The organism is Streptomyces sp. NPDC003035 (assembly GCF_042888285.1).
Classification (GTDB): domain Bacteria; phylum Actinomycetota; class Actinomycetes; order Streptomycetales; family Streptomycetaceae; genus Streptomyces.
The window spans coordinates 720,014-738,348 of record NZ_JBIAPJ010000002.1; the positions used below are offsets into that span (position 1 = coordinate 720,014).

The following is an 18,335-nucleotide window of genomic DNA, read 5'->3' on the forward strand; positions in this document are numbered from 1 at the left end:
AGATCAAGAGCGACAAGAAGACCGAGAAGAACAACAATTCGAGAAGCGGGACGCGTCGCACGACGAGCACGCGGCACAAGCAGAGACGGACACGGTGATGGGGTACGACGCTCGGCCTCCCGAGGAGGGGGCGCACCCCGACCTGCCCGCGCCCGGCGGAGAGCCCAGCGAACGCGTCTCCCAGGACGAGCCGCTCCTCGCCGCCCGTGTGCACCGCCCCTCCGACCTGATGCGGCTGCTCGTCGGCGTCCTCGCGATCGCCCTCGTCATCGCCATCGCCGCCTTCGCCCACGCCACCACCTCCGGCCTCGAGCAGGACATCAACAAGGGCGCCGGCGGCGCGCCCGACGTCTTCGTCAAGATCGCCGGGCTGGTCTCCAGCATCGCCGTCCTGCTCGTACCGGTCGCCTTCGCCATCGAGCGGCTGATCAAACGCGACGGACTGCGGATCGCCGACGGCGTCCTCGCCGCGGTGCTCGCCCACGGCGTCACCCTCGCCACCGACCTCTGGGTCGCCAAGGGCGCGCCGGGCACCATCCAGGACGCGCTGACGCAGCCGGCGTCCGGGGGCGGTCTCACCGACCCGGTGCACAACTACCTCGCGCCGGTCATCGCGTACATGACGGCCGTCGGCATGGCCCGCCGGCCGCGCTGGCGGCTGGGCCTGTGGACGGTGCTGCTGCTCGACGCGTTCACGATGCTGGTCGCCGGGTACACCACGGCGTTCTCGATCATCCTCACCGTGCTGATCGGCTGGACCGTCGCGTACGGAACGCTGTACGCGGTCGGCTCCCCCAACGTCCGCCCCACCGGGCAGACACTCCTGGCCGGCCTGCGCCGGGTCGGCTTCAAACCGGTGACGGCGCTGCGCGCCGAGGGCGCCGGGGTGCCGGACTCGGCCGACAGCGGGGACCGCGGCCGCCGCTACATCGTCACGCTGGAGGACGGGCCTCCGCTCGATGTCACGGTGGTGGACCGGGAACAGCAGGCGCACGGTTTCTTCTACCGCGTGTGGCGCAGGATCACCCTGCGGGCGATCACCACCCGCCGCTCGATCGTCTCGCTGCGCCAGGCGCTGGAGCAGGAGGCCCTCCTCGCGTACGCGGCGATCGCCGCGGGCGCCAACGCGCCGAAGCTGATCGCCACCTCCGAGCTCGGCCCGGACGCCGTGATGCTCGTGTACGAGCACCTGGGCGGCCGGACCCTGGACTCGCTGGACGACAAGGAGATCACCGACGAGCTGATGCGCAGCGCCTGGCAACAGGTGCGGGCGCTCCAGTCGCGCCGGATCGCGCACCGCAGGCTCGCGGGAGACGCGATTCTGGTGGATCGTTCCGGCAAGGTGATCCTGACCGACCTGCGGGGCGGTGAGATCGCCGCGGGCGACCTGATCCTGCGGATGGACATCGCGCAGCTGCTCACCACGCTCGGTCTGCGGGTGGGTGCCGAGCGGGCGGTGGCCGGGGCCGTGGACGTGCTCGGCCCGGACGCGATCGCCGACTGTCTTCCGCTCCTCCAGCCGATCGCGCTGAGCCGCTCCACGCGCGCGACGCTGCGGAAACTGGCGCGGGAGCGGTCGAAGCGGGAACGCGAGGCCGTCCTCGAGGCCTCGGAGGTCGCGAAGCGGGCGCGGGCCGAGGCCGCCGGGGGCACCACGGATCTCAAGCCCGACCGCAAGGTCGACCGGAAGATCGAGAAGGCGGAGAAGCAGGCCGAGAAGCGCGCCCTCGACTCGGCGCTCGACGAGGCCCGCGAGGAGGATCTGCTGGTCCAGATCCGCCAGCAGGTGCTGCTGATCCGGCCGCAGGCACCGGTCGAACCGGTCCGCCTGGAGCGGATCAAGCCCCGCACGCTCGTCAGTCTGATCGCCGGCGCCATCGCCGCGTACTTCCTGCTCTCCCAGATCGCCCGGACCCCCCTGTCCACCATCAGCTCGGCGGACTGGCGGTGGGTGGCGGCCGCCGTGCTGTTCTCGGCGCTGAGCTACGTGGCCGCCGCGATGAGCCTGCTCGGCTTCGTACCGGAGCGGGTCGGGTTCTGGCGGACGGTGGTCGCTCAGGTGGCCGGGTCGTTCGTGAAGATCGTCGCCCCCGCGGCGGTCGGCGGTGTCGCGCTGAACACGCGCTTCCTCCAGCGCTCGGGGGTGCGGCCGGGGCTCGCGGTGGCGAGCGTCGGCGCGTCGCAGCTCTTCGGCCTGGGGGCGCACATCCTGCTGCTGCTCTCCTTCGGCTATCTGACGGGTACGGAGAAGTCGCAGTCGTTCACCCCGTCGAGGACGGTGATCGCCGGGCTGCTGACGGTGGCGGTCCTGGTCCTGGTGGTGACGGCGATCCCGTTCATGCGGAAGTTCGTCTCCACGCGGCTGCGCTCGCTCTTCGCCGGTGTGGTGCCGCGCATGCTGGACGTGGTCCAGCGGCCGATGAAGCTGCTCACGGGCATCGGCGGCATGCTGCTCCTGACCGGCTTCTTCGTGCTCTGCCTGGACGCCTCCATCCGCGCCTTCGGGCATGACAGCCAAGGCATCAGTTACGCGAGCGTGGCGGTCGTCTTCCTCGCGGGCAACGCGCTCGGCTCGGCGGCGCCGACGCCCGGCGGCGTGGGCGCGGTCGAGACGGCGCTGACCCTCGGTCTGGTCGCGGTCGGCCTCCCCATCGAGGTGGCGACCCCGGCGGTGCTGCTGTACCGGCTCCTGACCCTGTGGCTGCCGGTGCTGCCGGGCTGGCTCTGCTTCAACTGGCTGACGAAGCGCGGCGCGCTCTAGACCCCGTCGGGGGGCGATCGTCCCTGATGGGCGTCACCAGGGCGGAGCGCTGGAGGAGGGACGGGTGGCGCGGTCCGCGCCACCCGCGTGGCCCACTCGCCCGCGCGGGGGCCACGCGGACGACACACCATGGCCCTATGCCGATCTCCGCCGCGCAGCGCGCCGCCCTGCTGACCGCGACCACCGTGTTGCTCGCCGCCGGATGTTCGGACAGCGGGGACAAGGGCGAGGGCTCGGACGCACCCACCGACCTCGCCGGGCTCGCCGCGCAGCGGCTGGAGTGGGCCCCCTGCCCGCCCCCGTCCGCCGCGGAGGGCGGCGGCCTCCCGCCCTCCCCGCTGCCCGGCGGGGCGACCTGGGAGTGCTCCTTCATGGACGCGCCGCTCGACTACGCGAAGCCGGACGGCGAGACCATCGAGCTGGCCCTGATCCGTGCCCGAGCCCGCGACCAGAGCAAGCGGATCGGCTCCCTGATCTACAACTTCGGCGGTCCCGGCGGCTCCGGCATCACCGGACTGCCCTCCTTCGCCGCGGACTACGAGAAGCTCAGGGCCCGCTACGACCTCGTCTCCTTCGACCCACGGGGCGTCGGCCGCAGCGAGGACGTCCAGTGCCTGACCGACAAGGAGCTGGACGCCTACTACGCCCTGGACTTCTCCCCGGACGACACGGCGGAGGAGCGGACGCTCTCCGACGCGCAGAAGAAGTACGCCGCCGGCTGCGAGAAGGAGTCCGGCGCCGTGCTCCCCCACGTCGGCACCGAGAACGCCGCCCGCGACCTGGACCTGATGCGCCAGGTTCTCGGCGACGACAAGCTGCACTACTTCGGCATCTCCTACGGCACGCAACTGGGCGGCGTCTACGCCCACTTGTTCCCGAAGAACGTCGGCCGCGCCCTCTTCGACGCGGTCGTCGACCCGAACTCCGGCACGGAGGCCGGCGCGCTCGGCCAGGCCAGAGGGTTCCAGCTCGCCCTCGACAACTTCGCGAAGGACTGTGTGGCCCGCGGCGACGCCTGCACGCTGCCCGGATCGACGGTCGCCGAGATCGAGTCGTTCATCACCGGCCTCCTCGACGAGCTCGACAAGAAGCCGATCGCCGGGATCGGGGAGCGCAAGCTCACCCAGACGCAGGCCACCAACGGCATCGCGCAGGCCCTGTACTCCAAGGAGTTCTGGCAGTACCTGGAGCAGGGTCTGGACTCGGCCGAGGGCGGTGACGGCGCACTGCTGCTCGCCCTCTCCGACTCCATGAACGGGCGCGACCAGAACGGCAGGTACAGCAACATCCAGGCGGCGAACACCGCCATCAACTGCGTGGACTTCAAGGAGCGCTACACCCTCGGCCAGGCCAAGGAACGGATCCCGGAGTTCCGGAAGGCCTCCGCGGTCTTCGGCTCCTACATGGCCTGGCCCCTGGCGGGCTGCTCCCAGTGGCCGGTCCCGGGCGCCTGGGACCACCCCGACGTCTCGGCGCCCGGCTCCGCCCCGATCCTGGTGCTCGGCACGACGGGCGACCCGGCGACTCCGTACGCGGGCACCCGGGCGATGGTGGACGCGCTCGGCAAGGGCGTCGGCGTGGAGCTGACGTACGAGGGCGAGGGCCACGGCGCGTACAACGGCGGCAGCACCTGCGTACAGAACCTGGTCGACGCGTACTTCCTTGACGGGAAGGTGCCGGCCTCGGGGACCGTGTGCCGGTAGCCGGAAGGCCCCCGCCTAGGATGGTTGTTCGGTCCGCAACCGGGGGGGGTCACTCACCTATGTCCATACGGATACGGGCGGCGGTTCTGGCCGTCACCGGGCTCCTGGTCGCCGGCTGTACGAGCACCGGAACGGACACCGGAGCCACCACCGGCACTCCCCGTACGACCTCACCGGCCGCGGATCCCAAGGCACCCGCCGCGAACGGACTGCCCGAGGCGCTCACCGCGCAGCGACCGGAGTGGAAGCCCTGCGAGGCGCCCGAGGGCGGCGAGAGGCCCGGCGCCGACTGGCGCTGCGCGAGCGTCCGGGTCCCGCTCGACCACGCGAAGCCCGACGGCGAGACGATCCCGGTCGCGCTGATCCGCAAGGAGGCCCGCGACAAGAGCGATCGGATCGGCTCCCTCCTCTTCAACTTCGGCGGGCCGGGCGCCTCCGGAATCGACATCCTCCCCCGCGCCGCACAGGAGTACCGCGGCCTGAACCGCCGCTACGACCTCGTCGGCTTCGACCCGCGCGGCGTCCGGCGGAGCGCCGGTGTCGTGTGCCGGGACGACAAGGAGACCGCCGAGGCCGAGGCCCGTACGGACCTCACGCCCGACACGGCGGAGGAGGAGGCCGCGCTCGTCGCGGACGGCGCCGCCTTCGGCGCCGGGTGCGCCCGCCGCTCCGGCACGGTGATCCCGCACACCACGACCACCAACACCGCACGCGACCTGGACCTGGTCCGGCACGTCCTCGGCGACGACAGGCTGAACTACCTCGGCTTCTCCTACGGCACCCAACTCGGCGCCGCCTACGCCCACTTGTTCCCGTCGCGCGTCGGCCGGACCGTCCTCGACGCGGTCGTCGACCCCACCGCCGGCACCATGGACCACGCCCGCAACCAGACCATCGGCTTCCAGCGAGCCCTGGACAGCCATCTGAAGAGCACCGGCGAGGACCCGAAGGCGGGAACGGCCCGGATCGCCCGCCTCCTCGAGCGGCTCGACCGGAATCCGCTGCCGGTCGGCGACCGAAAGCTGACCGACGGCCTGGCGCTCACCGGCATCGCGGTCACGCTCTATTCCGAGAGCAGCTGGCCCCTGCTGACCTCCGCCCTGCGGCAGGCCCAGAGCGGCAACGGCGCGGAGCTGCTGGCCCTGGCCGACTCGTACAACGACCGTGACGAGTCCGGGCACTACTCCACGCAGTCCCACTCCCAGCGGGCGATCTCCTGCGCCGACTCCGCCGAGCGGCCGACGCCCGCGCAGGCGAAGGCGCTGCTGCCGGAGTTCCGCAGGCTCTCGCCGGTCTTCGGCGCGTTCCTGGCCTGGGACACGGCCGGCTGGTGCGCGCAGTGGCCGGTGAAGGGCGAGCGGGTCGATCCGGACGTCAGCGCGCCGGGCGCGGGCCCGATCCTGGTCGTCGGTACGACCGGTGACCCGGCGACCCCGTACGAGGGTGCCGAGCGGATGGCGAAGGAGCTGGGCACCGGCGTCGGCGTCCTGATCAGCAACGAGGGCGACGGCCACGGCGCGTACGGCACGTCGTCCTGCGTGACGCGGACGGTCGACGCCTACTTCCTGGACGGCAAGGTCCCGGCGTACGGCACGCGCTGCTCTTGAGGACACGCGAAGGACACGCGAAAGGGCCCGGACCTGAGACGTCAGGTCCGGGCCCTTTCCCATGTCACTAGTAGACGGGCTTCTCCGGCTCGATCTGGTGCACCCAGCCGATGACGCCGCCGCCGACGTGCACCGCGTCCGCGAAGCCCGCGGACTTCAGCACGGCGAGGACTTCCGCACTGCGGACACCCGTCTTGCAGTGCAGGACGATCCGCTTGTCCTGCGGGAGGTCCTGGAGGGCGTTGCCCATCAGGAACTCGTTCTTCGGGATCAGGCGCGCGCCGGGGATCGAGACGATCTCGTACTCGTTGATCTCCCGGACGTCGATGATGTCGATGCTCTCGCCCTCGTCGATCCACTCCTTGAGCTGCTTGGGAGTGATCGTCGAGCCGAGCGCCGCCTCCTGGGCCTCCTCGGACACGACGCCGCAGAAGGCCTCGTAGTCGATGAGCTCGGTGACGGTCGGGTTCTCGCCGCAGACCGCGCAGTTCGGGTCCTTGCGGACCTTCACCTGGCGGTACTGCATCTCCAGGGCGTCGTAGATCATCAGCCGGCCGACCAGCGGGTCGCCCACACCGGCCAGGACCTTGATCGCCTCGGTGACCTGGATGGAGCCGATGGACGCGCAGAGCACGCCCAGGACGCCGCCCTCGGCGCAGGAGGGGACCATGCCCGGCGGCGGGGGCTCCGGGTAGAGGCAGCGGTAGCAGGGGCCGTACTCGGACCAGAAGACGGAGGCCTGGCCGTCGAAGCGGTAGATCGAGCCCCAGACGTACGGCTTGTTCAGCAGCACGCACGCGTCGTTGACGAGGTAGCGCGTGGCGAAGTTGTCCGTGCCGTCGACGATCAGGTCGTACTGGCTGAAGATCTCCATCACGTTCTCGGCCTCGAGCCGCTCTTCGTGGAGGATCACGTTCACGTACGGGTTGATGCCGAGGACCGAGTCCTTCGCGGACTCCGCCTTGGACCGGCCGATGTCCGCCTGGCTGTGGATGATCTGGCGCTGCAGGTTCGACTCGTCGACCTCGTCGAACTCCACGATGCCGAGCGTGCCCACACCGGCCGCGGCCAGGTACATCAGGGCCGGCGAACCGAGGCCACCGGCGCCCACACACAGCACCTTGGCGTTCTTCAGCCGCTTCTGCCCGTCCATCCCGACATCCGGGATGATCAGGTGGCGGGAGTACCTGCGGACCTCGTCTACGGTGAGCTCGGCAGCCGGCTCGACCAGGGGTGGCAGCGACACGGGGGCTCCGTTGGTCGGTATGTCAGTACGGTTGTTCTCCCCGTAACACTGCCACGGCCCTTCTCATTCCGAGACACCTGGTCCAATGCGCGAGACGATTTCGTCCCAGTAGCCGGGCAGAGTTTGGAATGGGTCGGTTTGTCCGGTGCGGTCCGCATGGTCCGTGAAGAAGATCGTCCCCGCCCCCTGCCAGCGGGCGATCCGCATCGCCTCGTCGAGGTGCGTGCGCGGCACCCCGTGGACGAGGTGGACGAACTTCTCCGGCGGATACTCGGCGGTCCACTCGGCCACCTGCGACCAGCGGTAGTCCGTCCACGGCCCGGAGAAGGTGACCAGCTGGTCCGCGGTCTCGGCGTAGCCGGGGTACGGATGGGTGCCATGGCCGAGGACGAGGTGGGCCTCGCCGCCGAGGACCGCCTCCAGGGTGGCCGTGACGCGTCTCACCTCGGGCAGGTCGGCCCGGTCGGTGGGGCACCGGTCCAGATAGAAGCCGTCGACCCTGTACCAGTCGAGGAAGCGGTGGGCGTCCGAGACGAGCTCGCCGAACTCGCGCGAGCCGTGGCACATGTCCAGGTGGCCGAGGACCCTGACCCCGGCGTTCCGCAGCTTTCCCGCCGCCTCCAGGCAGTGCGGATCGGGGCGCTCCCCCGGCCCGTCGGCGACGTTGAGCACGGCCCAGTGCAGGGGGGTGCCGGGGCGGGTCAGTTCGGCCCATTCGACGGGGGCGAGCAGCGGGTGGGCGTAGCCCGGGACGCCGACCCCCATCTCCTGGACGGCCCCGGTCGTGCTCGTGGTCAGATGCGACATGCCGCCTCCATCCAGATGTCGGCGAGCGACTCCTCCAGGTTGATGCGGGGGCGCCAGCCGAGCCGGTCGCGGGCGGTGCGGACGTCGGCCTGCTGCCAGCTGCCGCAGCCGTCGGGGTACGGGTAGGGCGCGGCGGCCAGCTGGTCGGCGATGGTCTCGGTGCGCGGCGCCCCGATCATGCCGGTCCGCTGGGGCGGGCCGTGCGGGCCGTCGAGTTCGTGCAGGGTCCCGGCGTATCCGGCGACACGGGCCAGGACGGCGGCGGCGTCGCGCAGCCTGACCGCGCGGCCGGTGCCGATGTTGACGACGCCCTGGGCGGCGGAGAGCGAGGCCGCGTGGACGGCGCGGGCCACGTCCCGTACGTCGACGAAGTCGCGCTGCACGCCGAGCCCGCTGAGCTTGAGCTCGCCGTCGCCTGCCTGCATGGCGCGGCGCATGGCCTCGGCGAGGCGGCCGAGCGGGGAGCCTGCCGGGGTGCCGGGGCCGACCGGGGAGAAGACCCGGAGGACCACCGCGTCGAGTCCGGACCCGAGGACCAGCTCGGTCGCGGCCAGCTTGGAGACGCCGTACGGACCACCGGGGCGGGGCACGGCGTCCTCGGCGGTCGAGGATCCCGGCTGGGAGGGCCCGTACTCCGAGGCGCAGCCGACCTGGACGAGCCGGGCGCCGCAGCCGCTGCGGCGCAGGGCCTCGCAGACGGTGGCGACGGCGACGGTGTTGTGCCGGGTCAGTTCCCGGGCGCCGCCGCGCGTGGCGCCGGCGCAGTTGACGACGACTCCGGGGTGGACGGCGTCCAGGAACCGGGTCAGGGCGCCGGGGCTGCCGCCGGCGAGGTCGAACCGTACGTCGGCGTCGTCGCCCCGCCCGAGGGCGGTGAGGTGCACGGCCGGGTCGGCGAGCAGCCGGTCGGCGACGAAGCGGCCGATGAATCCATTGGCTCCGAGCAGCAGCACCCTCATCGCGCGGCCCCTTCGCGCCGACCGGCCGTTGCTGGGTGTTGGGAGGTCATGTCTCTTTCGTCTCCTTGGGATGGGGTCCTGCGTGGCGGGCACGCCCGCGGCGTCGGCTCCGCGGGTGCGCCGGGGTTCAGGGGGGCGGCGTTCCGGCCGGGCCGCGCCGCCGTCAGCGGCTGCCGCGACGAGGGGCGCCGGCGTGGCGCGCGTGGCGACCGGGCGGGATCAGGGAGCGGGGCCTGGTGCGGGGAACCGGCGACCGACGGTGACGCGGTGAAGCGTGGTGCCAGGGCACGCGAGCCCGGAAAGTTCGGCATGGCACCCCCTAGGGGTTGGCGTGGGCCGAGGCCCGGGAGAGGGCGGCGGTGGCGTGGGCCAGCAGGCCGAGCGCCGCGGCGCCGCAGACGACGGTGGGTACGGCGCCGGGGCCCCAGCTGTCGACGAGGGCCCGGACCGGGACGGCGAGCAGGTCGCAGCCGGGGAGCCGGCCCGCCAGGACGCTCGCGAGCGCGAGGCCCTCGGCGGCGCAGGCGGCGGCGAGGCCGCTCGCGGCGGTCTCGGGGAATCCGTGGACCGTGAGGAGCCTGGCGAGCAGGAGGAGGGTGCCGAGGGCGAGGGCGCCCGGCGCGAAGCCCGTCAGGCCCGACAGGCCCGCGAGGACGGCCACATGGAGGGCCACGGTGGCGAGGAGCAGGGGCCGGGTGCCGGCGGCGAAGTCCTCCAGGCCGCGGCTGGCGGCGAGCTTGCGGCGGGCCCTGACGGCGAAGAGGCGGGCGCACCAGGCGGCGGGGGCGACGGCGAGGGCGAGACCCAGGAGGGGCTGGGGCGCGATGTCCCAGGCTCCGTCGGGTCCGCCGGCGAGCACCTGTGCGAGGAGACCGTCCCCGCCGACCGCGTACGCGAGGAGCCAGAGGGTCCAGACGCGGGCGGCGGGGACGGTGCGGCCGGCGGCACGCAGGGGGCCGCGCCGGACGGCGACGGCCAGTGCGGCGGCCAGGCCGAGGGCCCCGGCCACGCCGACGGCGAGGCGCACGGGCCCTTCGGTGAGGGTGAGTCCGCTGACGGTGAGGGCGGCGACGGCCCCGGGCATGAGGGCGGCCAGCGTCCACCCGGCCCACCCGGTACGCGTGCCGTCCCCGGCCGCGGGGCGTACGGGCGCCCCGTTCTGCCGCGGCACGCGCGCGTAGAGCTCCTCGGCGAGCGAGAACACGTCCCGGTGCCGGAACCGCGCCGCGGTCCGGTCGGTGACGCCGTGGGCCTCGAGTCCGGCGGCGATCTCCAGGGGGTCTACGGCCCGCTCGCACAGTTCCCGGTGCCGGTGCATGAGCGCTTTGACGGGATCGGCCGGCCCTCGCCGGGCCGGCTTGCTGACGCCCCCTGCCGCCGCCGAGTCGCCGGGGCCGGGCACGCCGGCCACCGGAATGCCCTCGTCGGCCACCCCGGCCGCTCCGGGGCGGGACCCCTCGCCCGGCGCCGCCTCGGCCTGCGGCCCGTGGCCCGCGCGGGCCTGTGCGGGAGGCTCCGGCTCCGGACGGGCCGCGGCGCGCCACGCGTCCGGCAGCGTGGCGGACTTCGAGGACTCCGAGGACTTCGCGCACTCCGAGGGCTTCACGGGCTTCGCGGACGGCAGCCCGTCGGTCGTCACCGAGACCGTCACGGCCACCGTCAGCGCCGTCGTCTCGAGGAGCGCCTCGGAGTGGGAGTCCCAGGGGCCGGGGCTGGTGGGGGCGGCGGAGCCGCGCATGGGGGTGCCTCCTTCAGGCATCGGGGTCTCCCGCTCCGGCGGCGGCGCTCACGGGCTGGTCCGCCCAGGTACCGGGGACGTACGCCTCGGCCGGATGGGCGAAGGGGACGCCTTCGACGGCGCGGCGGCGTACCGGCGAGTGGGAGAGGAGTTCCAGGTAAATGCCGCGAAATGCCGCGAGGTTCTGCTCGACGGTGAAGAGTTCGAGCGCGCGGGCGCGGGCCGCGGCGCCCAGTCGGTACCGGCGCTCGGGGTCGCGCAGGAGCGCGAGGCACGCGTCCGCGAGCGCCCGCGGATTGCGCGGGGGTACGACGAGCCCGGTGCCGCCGATGACCTCGACGACGGCGCCCACGTCCGTCGAGACCGTCGCCCGGGCGCAGAACATCGCCTCGACCAGGCTGATCGGGAAGCCCTCGACGACGCTGGAGAGGACCACGACCGCGCCGGCCGCGTACGCCTCGGCGAGCGTCGGCGCCTCCGGTCCGCCGATCTCCTCGAAGGTGACCGGGTTCTCGCCGACGGCGTGCGCGCCGGCGGCCTCGTCCGGGAAGAGCTGCGCCGCGAGCGCCCTGCAGTGCGCGACATACGCGTCGGCGCCGGGCTCGCGCACCGGGGCCGCGATGATCCGCAGCCGGACCTCGGGCTGCTCCTTGCGCACCTCCGCGAAGGCGTGCAGCAGGGCGATCAGGTCCTTGGCCGGTTCGACGCGGCCGACCCAGACGAGGGTGGCCGGATCGCCGCTTTCCTCGTCCTCGCCGACCTCGGTGAACCGCTCGGACTCCATACCGGGGTAGACCGTGCGCAGCTTGGCCCGGTCGGCCCCGCACTTCTCCTGCCAGCGGCGCGCGTGCGTGTTGCCGGGGGTGAGGAGCGCGGCCTGCCGGTAGACCTCGGCGGCGAGCCGGCCGTGGAAGCCGGCGAGCAGGGCACGCACGGGCGCGGACCGAGGAGCGTCGGTGGCCGCGAGGTACTGCGCGCGCAGGTGTACGCCGTACTCGGTGACCAGCAGCGGAGTGCCGAAGAAGCGTTTGGCCAAAAGGCCGGGAAGCGCCGCCGATCCGCCCGACGCGGCGTGGCAGAGGTCGACGGCACCGAGGCCGTCGTCCTCGTACCAGTCGAGCGACAGCGGGCGCAGGGCGCGCTCCAGCTGGTCGACGAAGTCGAGGTAGTCGGGCACGGTGGCGGCTGCCGCGCCCCGGCGTGCGCCGGGGGCGCGGCAGGCGGACTCCAGGGTGCGGACCGCGAGTTCGGAGCGGAGGGCGGCGTAGAGCCCGCCGCGCTCGCGGGCGAGTTCGGCCAGTCCGTAGAGCCCGTCGGCGAAGGAGCGCGCGCCGGACTCCTCGTCGTCGGCGCAGACGCCGGTCACGAGCGCACCGAAGTGGCCGGCGAACCAGCGCCGTTCGCGCCGCCCGTAGGTGTGTCCGTCGTCCTCGGGCGCCCAGAGCGGGGCCGTGCGGACGCGCTGGACGTGGGGGGGCAGGTCGATCCAGCCCGCGTCCTCCTGACGGGCGCTGCGGCTGAGGGCGTACACGTCGAACTCGTGCGGCGCGAGCCCGCGCACGAGCCGGTCGCACCAGAGTCTCGAATCACCCGTGGCGTACGGGTATCCACCCTCGGTCAGCAGTCCGATCCGCATGAGCACACCCCCGATCTCCCTTGCCTCGCGGACGCCGTGGCTCGGCGACTCGCAGCGGGAAGAACGTAAGCGGATATGCCGGTGGCGCGATGGACGGTTGTCCGTCGCGCCACCGGAAGGGGTGAATGCACGTAACTTTCCCGCCCCGGTGGCGTTCCGTCGCGCTACGGGGCGATGCGGCTACGCTGTGTCAGGCCGGGGCCCCAGCCAGGCGGGGCGACAGGGAGAACGCCTGGACCCGAAAGGCCGATCCCGGAGGGCGGACCTCAACTCCCGGGATGCACCCAGGGGTTGGGGCGGCACTTGATGCCGTCGACCTCCAGCGACTTGGTCTGCTGCTGCATGACGGGGGCGAGGGCCCCGGGGGTACGGCAGATCACGTGGCTATGTCCGAGCCGGTGCCCGACCTCGTGGTTGATGAGCATCTGGCGATAGGCGAACATCGCCTTGTCGCCGAAGGTCTCCGAGCCCTGAGCCCAGCGGAACGCGTTGATCATCACCCGGGACGTGGACGCGGAGTCGCAGGAGACGTTGTCGATGGTGGTGTCCAGACCCGACTTCGCGCACCAGGCGCCGGTGGTGCCGGGGCTGGCGAGCGTGATCACGAACTCCGGCTCCCCGCTGGAGATCCGCTCGAACGTCATCGCGCCCCGACCGGCCCAGCTCCGCGGGTCGTTGAGGGTCTTCTGCACGGCCTGCGCGAAGAGTGCCGCGTCGAGTCCGAGCCCCTTCTCGACGTCGACCCGGTAGCGGACCTTGCGGCCCTTGCCCGGCGCCTTCTCGAAGCCCGCCACGGCCTCGAACTCGCCCGAGCCCGTGAGCTTGGGGTCGATGGGGAACTGGCGGGTCATCAGCTGCTCGTACGTGGGCGGTGCGACCGGCACTGCGGGTGCGGGCAGCGCGGGAGTCGGCCGGCTGTCGGAGCGCGAGGCGCCGCCGTCCTCGACGGACCGGTCGGCGGAGCCCTCGGCCGCGTGGGCCAGGGGGCTGCCGGAGTCGCGCTCGGCCACCTGACCGGCCACGACGACGGCGAGGACGGTGGTGACGGCGGCGGCCGCGATGCCGGTGAGCGTCCGGCCCTTGCCTCCGGCCCGGGCCGGAGGCTCCTCGGGAAGCTCGTCGGGGACGGTCTCGCGCCGCTGCCCCGGGATGTACGGAGCCTGCGCGGCGGTCTCCTCCTGCGCCGGCCCGCGTGCCCCCGCCCCCTGCCGTTCGCCATGCCCCTGGGGCCGCCGCGGCGCCTCGGCGTGTTCGGGATGCCCGCCCCGTACGGACGCCTCGGCGGCGGCCGTGTACATCGGCGTACCGTGCATCGGCGTGTCCCAGACGGGCCGACCGCCGTCCTGCGTGGAGCCCTGTCCGTACCCACCCTGCGCGCTCGGGCCCTGGCCGTACCCACCCTGCGCGCCGGAGCCCTGGCCGCCCGCACCCTGCCCGTACCCGCCCAGCGCGCCGGAGCCCTGGCCGCCCGCACCCTGCCCGTACCCGCCCAGCGCGCCGGGGCCCTGGGTGTATCCCGTCTGCCCGGCGCCCGGCCGCGGTCCTGCCCCGTGCCTCGGTCCGGCCCCGCCCTGGCGGCCGTATCCGCTCTGCCCGTACGGGCTCCGCTGTCCGTACGCCCCCTCGGCGTACTCGTCCGGGGAATCCTGGCCCGGCGCGCGCCTGCGGCGTCCCGTCCCCGGCTCGGCCGCTTCCCGCTGCCCCGGATCGGCGGGGGGAGCGGGCGCGTGCCCCTTCCGACTATGTCGTCCCACGCCCCGGATCAGCTCCCGCCGCTGTTGTCTGTGCCGCGCTCTTCGCAGGCTTCGATCAGCTCCCGGACGGCCGTGGCGACCGTCTCGGGGTACTCCATCATCGCCACATGTCCGGCGTCGGGAAGCGTCAGGAGGCGCGAGCCGCGGAACGCGGCGGCCGCCCTGCGCGCCATCCGGTACGAAACGAGCTGGTCACGGCCGCCGTAGACGAGCAGCGTCGGCGCGAGCACTCGTTCCGCCTGCCGCCACAACCCGTGTTGACCACCGAGCGTGTACGCGTCGACGATGCCGCGCGAGGACCGGGCCATGGCGTCCCAGAAGTACGGGAGTTCCAGGCGCCGTTCCATCTCCTCCACCGCGTGGCGCAGGCCCTCGTCGGTGACCCGGCCGGGGTCTCCGTAACAGAGGGAGAGCACCCCGCGGACCCGCTGTTCCGGCGTCCAGTCCTTGGTCAGCCTCGAGAACAGGGGCGCCACGCCCGGCAGGGCGAGCAGCGCGGTCGGCCAGGCGTTGCGCTGGGCGCGCAGTTCGGGCAGGGCCGGGGAGACCAGGGTGAGCGTGCGGACCAGGTCGGGGCGGACGGCGGCGACGCGGGTGGCGACGGCGCCGCCGAGCGAGTTGCCGATCAGATGGACCGGGCCGCGTCCGCCGGAGTCGAGCAGCCGGATGACGGCGCGGGCGTGTCCGGTGAGCGAGTAGTTGCCGTCGTCGGGCGGCGGGGAGTCGCCGAAGCCGGGAAGGTCGACGGCCTCGCCGTCGACCTGGTCCGCGAGCAGCGGCATCATGTCCGACCAGTTCAGCGAGGAGCCGCCGAGGCCGTGCACGTAGAGCGCGGGCGGGAGCCCCGGCCGGTTGCCCGGCCGGGCCCGTACGGTCAGCGTGAGCCCGGGCAGGGCGACGGAGCGCAACACCTCGCCGTCCGCCACCCGTACGGCGCGGACCGGCGCCGTGGGCGGTGCGGCGGCGGTCCGGGTCTCCGGCAGCTCGGTCGACGACATGGCCGCAATATTACGAGACGATCACGCGGCGGCGCGTGTGGGTGGCGTCACAGGTAGGGGTGCGCCGCGCGAAGAGTGCTTCTACGCTCGGAAAGAGGGCAATCGGAGAGGACCCGCATGCCGGAAGGAAGCGCATGACTGTCGATCCGAGCGAGCCGGAGACATTCGCCGAGGAAGAGGACGCTGTGCTCGACGAGGAAATCCCCGAGGCCGACGCCGCGGAGCAGCACACGGAAGTGCTTCACCAGGAGGACGAGCAACCCACTCATCTCGAACAGGACTCCGCGAACCCGGCGGACGCGTCCGAACAGACACGGGTCGTCACTCTGGACGAAGACGACTACCGCTGATTTGTTCGGTTTAATATTGAATCGCCTGTCGCCCGGGGCGTCCGGTCCGTGAAATTCTGCGTCCGCACCGCGCACAGCCGGGTTACCCAAAAGTACGATGGCGGCGCGGCGCCACAGCGCGCATGGATCGATATTTGGGAGGCGGCGTGACAGCCATCGAGCAGACAGAGGCAGCACGCCCTCGGGGCACGCGCCTGCCGCGCCGAGCCCGACGGAACCAGCTCCTGGGTGCGGCCCAGGAGGTGTTCGTCGCGCAGGGGTACCACTCCGCCGCGATGGACGACATCGCCGAACGGGCGGGCGTCAGCAAGCCGGTGCTCTACCAGCACTTCCCGGGCAAGCTGGAGCTCTACCTGGCCCTGCTCGACCAGCACTGTGAGGCGCTTCTCCAGGCCGTGCGCACCGCGCTGGCGTCCACGACGGACAACAAGCTCCGGGTCGCGGCGACGATGGACGCGTACTTCGCGTACGTCGAGGACGAGGGCGGCGCGTTCCGCCTGGTCTTCGAGTCCGACCTGACCAACGAGCCGGCCGTGCGTGAGCGGGTGGACCGGGTCAGCCTGCAGTGCGCCGAGGCGATCTCGGACGTGATCGCCGAGGACACCGGCCTGTCGAAGGACGAGTCGATGCTGCTGGCCGTGGGCCTGGGCGGTGTCTCGCAGGTCGTGGCGCGCTACTGGCTCTCCAGCGAGTCCGCCATCCCCCGTGACAAGGCGGTGGCGCTGCTGACCTCGCTGGCCTGGCGCGGTATCGCGGGCTTCCCGCTGCACCCGACGGACGGCCAGCCGGTCGCCGAGGGGCACTGAGCGGTCCTCGCCGACCGAGCGGCCCTCGCTGTTCGCTCCTGGCGTTCCGCCGGTGCGCCGTACGGATCCCCTCACCGGGCTAATGTGTGCAGCGTACGGCGCGGGAGACGCGCAACGCTGACCGTTCGGAGGGACATAGCCGTGGAGGTCAAGATCGGCGTGCAGCACGCACCCCGGGAGATCGTTCTGGAGAGCGGGCAGTCCGCCGAGGAGGTCGAGCGCGCCGTGGCCGACGCGCTGGCCGGCAAGGCGCAGCTGCTCAGCCTCGAGGACGAGAAGGGCCGCAAGGTCCTGATCCCGGCCGACAAGATCGCGTACGTCGAGATCGGCGAGCCCGCCGTCCGCCGGGTGGGCTTCGGCGCGCTCTGAGACGTACGACCGAACAGGTGAAGGCCCGGCGGATCCGATCCGCCGGGCCTTCCGTGTGTCCAGGGGCCGGCGCGTGCCTACGCCCTGGGCGAATGTCCTGGTGAGGGGCGCCGGGAAGGATTGCGGCCGGGGCGGCCCGGGTAGGACCGCCTACGACCGATTGCCCGCCCCGCACCGCACGCGAGGTGATCCCGTGTTCCTGGAAGCCCTCGGCTCCGCCCTGCTCGGACTCGCCCTGGCCTGGGCCGCCGTGCACCGGCTGCCCGACCGCCTCCCCGCACGGGGGGTCGTCCTCACCACGGGCTCGTCGGGTGCCGTGTTCGGCGCCCTGGTGACCCATGGGGCCCTGGGCCCCGGCCACGCCCTCGCCACGCTGCTCGGCGCGGTCGCGGTCGCGGCGGTCCTGCTCTCGCTGCTGATCCGGCCGGCCTCCCGCCGCCTGCGCCGATCAGCGGCGGCGTGAACAGCGCCGCCCCGACCGGAACACGCCTCGCGACGGGATACGCCCCGCGCGCCGCAGTCGTTACGCCGCGAGACCCAGCGCGGCCATGCGCTTGGTGTGGGCCTCGGTGATACGGGAGAACATCCGGCCGACCTCCGCCAGGTCGAAGCCGGCGGCCACGCTGTCGACTCCGCCGACGAGCATGGTGGAGAGCGAGTCCCGCTCGGCGACCACGCGCTGCGCCTGGGAGAGCGCCTCACCCATCAGACGGCGGGCCCAGAGCGCCAGCCGGCCCCCGACGCGCGGGTCGGCGTCGATCGCGGCGCGGACCTTCTCCACGGCGAAGTTGCCGTGACCGGTGTCGTCGAGCACCGAGAGCACGAGGCCGCGCGTGTCGGAGTCGAGGCGGGCCGCCACCTCCCGGTAGAAGTCACTGGCGATCGAGTCGCCGACGTACGCCTTGACCAGGCCTTCCAGCCAGTCCGACGGCGCGGTCTGCCGGTGGAAGTCGTCGAGCGCCTTGGCGAACGGCTCCATCGCGGCCGTCGGCTCGGCGTCCACGGCGGCCAGCCGGTCCCGCAGCTGCTCGAAGTGGTGGAACTCCGCGGAGGCCATCTTCGCCAGCTCCGCCTTGTCGGCGAGCGTCGGCGCGAGCTTGGCGTCCTCGGCGAGCCGCTCGAAGGCCGCCAGCTCGCCGTAGGCCAGCGCGCCGAGCAGGTCGACGACCGCGGCGCGGTACTGCGGCTCGGCGGATGCCGTGGCCCAGTCCTGGGCGGCGATCCCGGTGAGCTCCTCGGTCTCCGCGGCGGTCTCCGCGGCGTTCTCTCCGGCGGGCGTGGCGTTGTCAGGCGTCTCCATGAAGCGCACAATAGCCCGCTCCCCGACCCCCGTAAGGCCCTGGTCAGTCACTGTGACCGCGCCCTCATCGCGAATTCTCCCAACACACATGCGCGAATCCGGGGTACAGTGGTAAAGCGCCTGCTGAGTATGCGGACATGCTTTCGCACGTTCGGACGTACCCGGTGGGCCGGCTCATGAATGAGGATGCCCGGTCGGTGGCCCGACTGGCTCCGACCCGACAGCCCTCCCCGCGCACCCGCAGGAGGGACCCTCAGCGGCACGACGCTCGAGCGACGGCAGTGGTCCCGCGCCACCCGGC

General features: G+C 72.9%; 15 protein-coding genes. 7 read left to right on the forward strand and 8 right to left on the reverse strand.

Annotation, left to right across the window (positions count from 1 at the left end):
- Positions 1-97 precede the first annotated feature (97 nt).
- The 3 genes from ACFYV5_RS09420 (at position 98) to ACFYV5_RS09430 (ending at position 6,071) form a co-directional block, all read left to right on the forward strand.
- Complete coding sequence (locus ACFYV5_RS09420; RefSeq protein ID WP_389166237.1) at positions 98-2,761, forward strand: flippase-like domain-containing protein; 2,664 nt, start codon at positions 98-100, stop codon at positions 2,759-2,761.
- A gap of 137 nt (positions 2,762-2,898) precedes the next feature.
- A complete protein-coding gene (locus ACFYV5_RS09425) occupies positions 2,899-4,464 on the forward strand; it encodes an alpha/beta hydrolase (RefSeq protein WP_389166240.1) in 1,566 nt (521 codons plus the stop codon).
- Positions 4,465-4,523: 59 nt separating this feature from the next.
- A complete protein-coding gene (locus ACFYV5_RS09430; RefSeq protein ID WP_389166243.1) occupies positions 4,524-6,071 on the forward strand; it encodes an alpha/beta hydrolase in 1,548 nt (515 codons plus the stop codon).
- A gap of 67 nt (positions 6,072-6,138) precedes the next feature.
- Here ACFYV5_RS09430 and moeZ read toward each other — a convergent pair whose 3' ends face one another.
- The 7 genes from moeZ to ACFYV5_RS09465 all read right to left on the reverse strand — a co-directional run bounded on the left by moeZ (position 6,139) and on the right by ACFYV5_RS09465 (position 15,209).
- Entirely contained in the window at positions 6,139-7,317 is a 1,179-nt protein-coding gene (gene moeZ / locus ACFYV5_RS09435) for an adenylyltransferase/sulfurtransferase MoeZ (protein WP_355105905.1), read from the reverse strand.
- 63 nt (positions 7,318-7,380) lie between these two features.
- A complete protein-coding gene (locus ACFYV5_RS09440) occupies positions 7,381-8,124 on the reverse strand; it encodes a spherulation-specific family 4 protein (RefSeq protein ID WP_355105903.1) in 744 nt (247 codons plus the stop codon).
- Positions 8,112-9,083: an NAD-dependent epimerase/dehydratase family protein gene (locus ACFYV5_RS09445; protein WP_389166248.1), complete on the reverse strand. Its 972-nt coding sequence runs from the start codon at positions 9,081-9,083 to the stop codon at positions 8,112-8,114. Before ACFYV5_RS09445 ends, ACFYV5_RS09440 begins: the two co-directional genes overlap by 13 nt.
- Positions 9,084-9,402: 319 nt before the next feature.
- The gene (locus tag ACFYV5_RS09450) at positions 9,403-10,821 is read right to left on the reverse strand and encodes a hypothetical protein (RefSeq protein ID WP_389166250.1); all 1,419 of its coding nucleotides are present in this window, start codon (positions 10,819-10,821) and stop codon (positions 9,403-9,405) included.
- A gap of 13 nt (positions 10,822-10,834) precedes the next feature.
- Complete coding sequence (locus tag ACFYV5_RS09455; RefSeq protein ID WP_389166253.1) at positions 10,835-12,457, reverse strand: DUF3492 domain-containing protein; 1,623 nt, start codon at positions 12,455-12,457, stop codon at positions 10,835-10,837.
- A gap of 266 nt (positions 12,458-12,723) precedes the next feature.
- Positions 12,724-14,211, reverse strand: a complete 1,488-nt coding sequence (locus tag ACFYV5_RS09460; RefSeq protein WP_389166256.1) for a DUF3152 domain-containing protein — start codon at positions 14,209-14,211, stop codon at positions 12,724-12,726.
- Positions 14,212-14,219: 8 nt separating this feature from the next.
- Complete coding sequence (locus ACFYV5_RS09465) at positions 14,220-15,209, reverse strand: alpha/beta fold hydrolase (protein ID WP_389166258.1); 990 nt, start codon at positions 15,207-15,209, stop codon at positions 14,220-14,222.
- 134 nt (positions 15,210-15,343) lie between these two features.
- On the opposite strand from ACFYV5_RS09465, the gene ACFYV5_RS09470 reads away from it, so the two are divergent.
- The 4 genes from ACFYV5_RS09470 (at position 15,344) to ACFYV5_RS09485 (ending at position 17,197) form a co-directional block, all read left to right on the forward strand.
- Positions 15,344-15,559 carry a hypothetical protein gene (locus ACFYV5_RS09470; RefSeq protein WP_389166261.1) on the forward strand — a complete coding sequence of 72 codons (216 nt, stop codon included), beginning with the start codon at positions 15,344-15,346 and terminating at the stop codon, positions 15,557-15,559.
- 146 nt (positions 15,560-15,705) lie between these two features.
- A complete protein-coding gene (locus ACFYV5_RS09475; protein ID WP_355105889.1) occupies positions 15,706-16,365 on the forward strand; it encodes a TetR/AcrR family transcriptional regulator in 660 nt (219 codons plus the stop codon).
- 141 nt (positions 16,366-16,506) lie between these two features.
- On the forward strand, positions 16,507-16,734 hold the full coding sequence (locus tag ACFYV5_RS09480; RefSeq protein ID WP_355105887.1) for a DUF3107 domain-containing protein: 228 nt from the start codon (positions 16,507-16,509) through the stop codon (positions 16,732-16,734).
- A gap of 193 nt (positions 16,735-16,927) precedes the next feature.
- Positions 16,928-17,197 carry a hypothetical protein gene (locus tag ACFYV5_RS09485; protein ID WP_355105885.1) on the forward strand — a complete coding sequence of 90 codons (270 nt, stop codon included), beginning with the start codon at positions 16,928-16,930 and terminating at the stop codon, positions 17,195-17,197.
- A gap of 60 nt (positions 17,198-17,257) precedes the next feature.
- Here ACFYV5_RS09485 and ACFYV5_RS09490 read toward each other — a convergent pair whose 3' ends face one another.
- Complete coding sequence (locus ACFYV5_RS09490) at positions 17,258-18,034, reverse strand: ferritin-like fold-containing protein (RefSeq protein ID WP_389166265.1); 777 nt, start codon at positions 18,032-18,034, stop codon at positions 17,258-17,260.
- Between the last annotated feature and the right edge of the window lie 301 nt (positions 18,035-18,335).

What these genes read in the sequence shown, in the direction of transcription:
- ACFYV5_RS09420 (WP_389166237.1), top strand. Translation starts at nt 98, where the DNA reads ATGGGGTACGACGCTCGGCCTCCCGAGGAGGGGGCGCACCCCGACCTG.
- ACFYV5_RS09425 (WP_389166240.1), top strand. Translation starts at nt 2,899, where the DNA reads ATGCCGATCTCCGCCGCGCAGCGCGCCGCCCTGCTGACCGCGACCACC.
- ACFYV5_RS09430 (WP_389166243.1), top strand. Translation starts at nt 4,524, where the DNA reads ATGTCCATACGGATACGGGCGGCGGTTCTGGCCGTCACCGGGCTCCTG.
- ACFYV5_RS09440 (WP_355105903.1), bottom strand. Translation starts at nt 8,124, where the DNA reads ATGTCGCATCTGACCACGAGCACGACCGGGGCCGTCCAGGAGATGGGG.
- ACFYV5_RS09445 (WP_389166248.1), bottom strand. Translation starts at nt 9,083, where the DNA reads ATGAGGGTGCTGCTGCTCGGAGCCAATGGATTCATCGGCCGCTTCGTC.
- ACFYV5_RS09450 (WP_389166250.1), bottom strand. Translation starts at nt 10,821, where the DNA reads ATGCGCGGCTCCGCCGCCCCCACCAGCCCCGGCCCCTGGGACTCCCAC.
- ACFYV5_RS09455 (WP_389166253.1), bottom strand. Translation starts at nt 12,457, where the DNA reads ATGCGGATCGGACTGCTGACCGAGGGTGGATACCCGTACGCCACGGGT.
- ACFYV5_RS09465 (WP_389166258.1), bottom strand. Translation starts at nt 15,209, where the DNA reads ATGTCGTCGACCGAGCTGCCGGAGACCCGGACCGCCGCCGCACCGCCC.
- ACFYV5_RS09470 (WP_389166261.1), top strand. Translation starts at nt 15,344, where the DNA reads ATGACTGTCGATCCGAGCGAGCCGGAGACATTCGCCGAGGAAGAGGAC.
- ACFYV5_RS09490 (WP_389166265.1), bottom strand. Translation starts at nt 18,034, where the DNA reads ATGGAGACGCCTGACAACGCCACGCCCGCCGGAGAGAACGCCGCGGAG.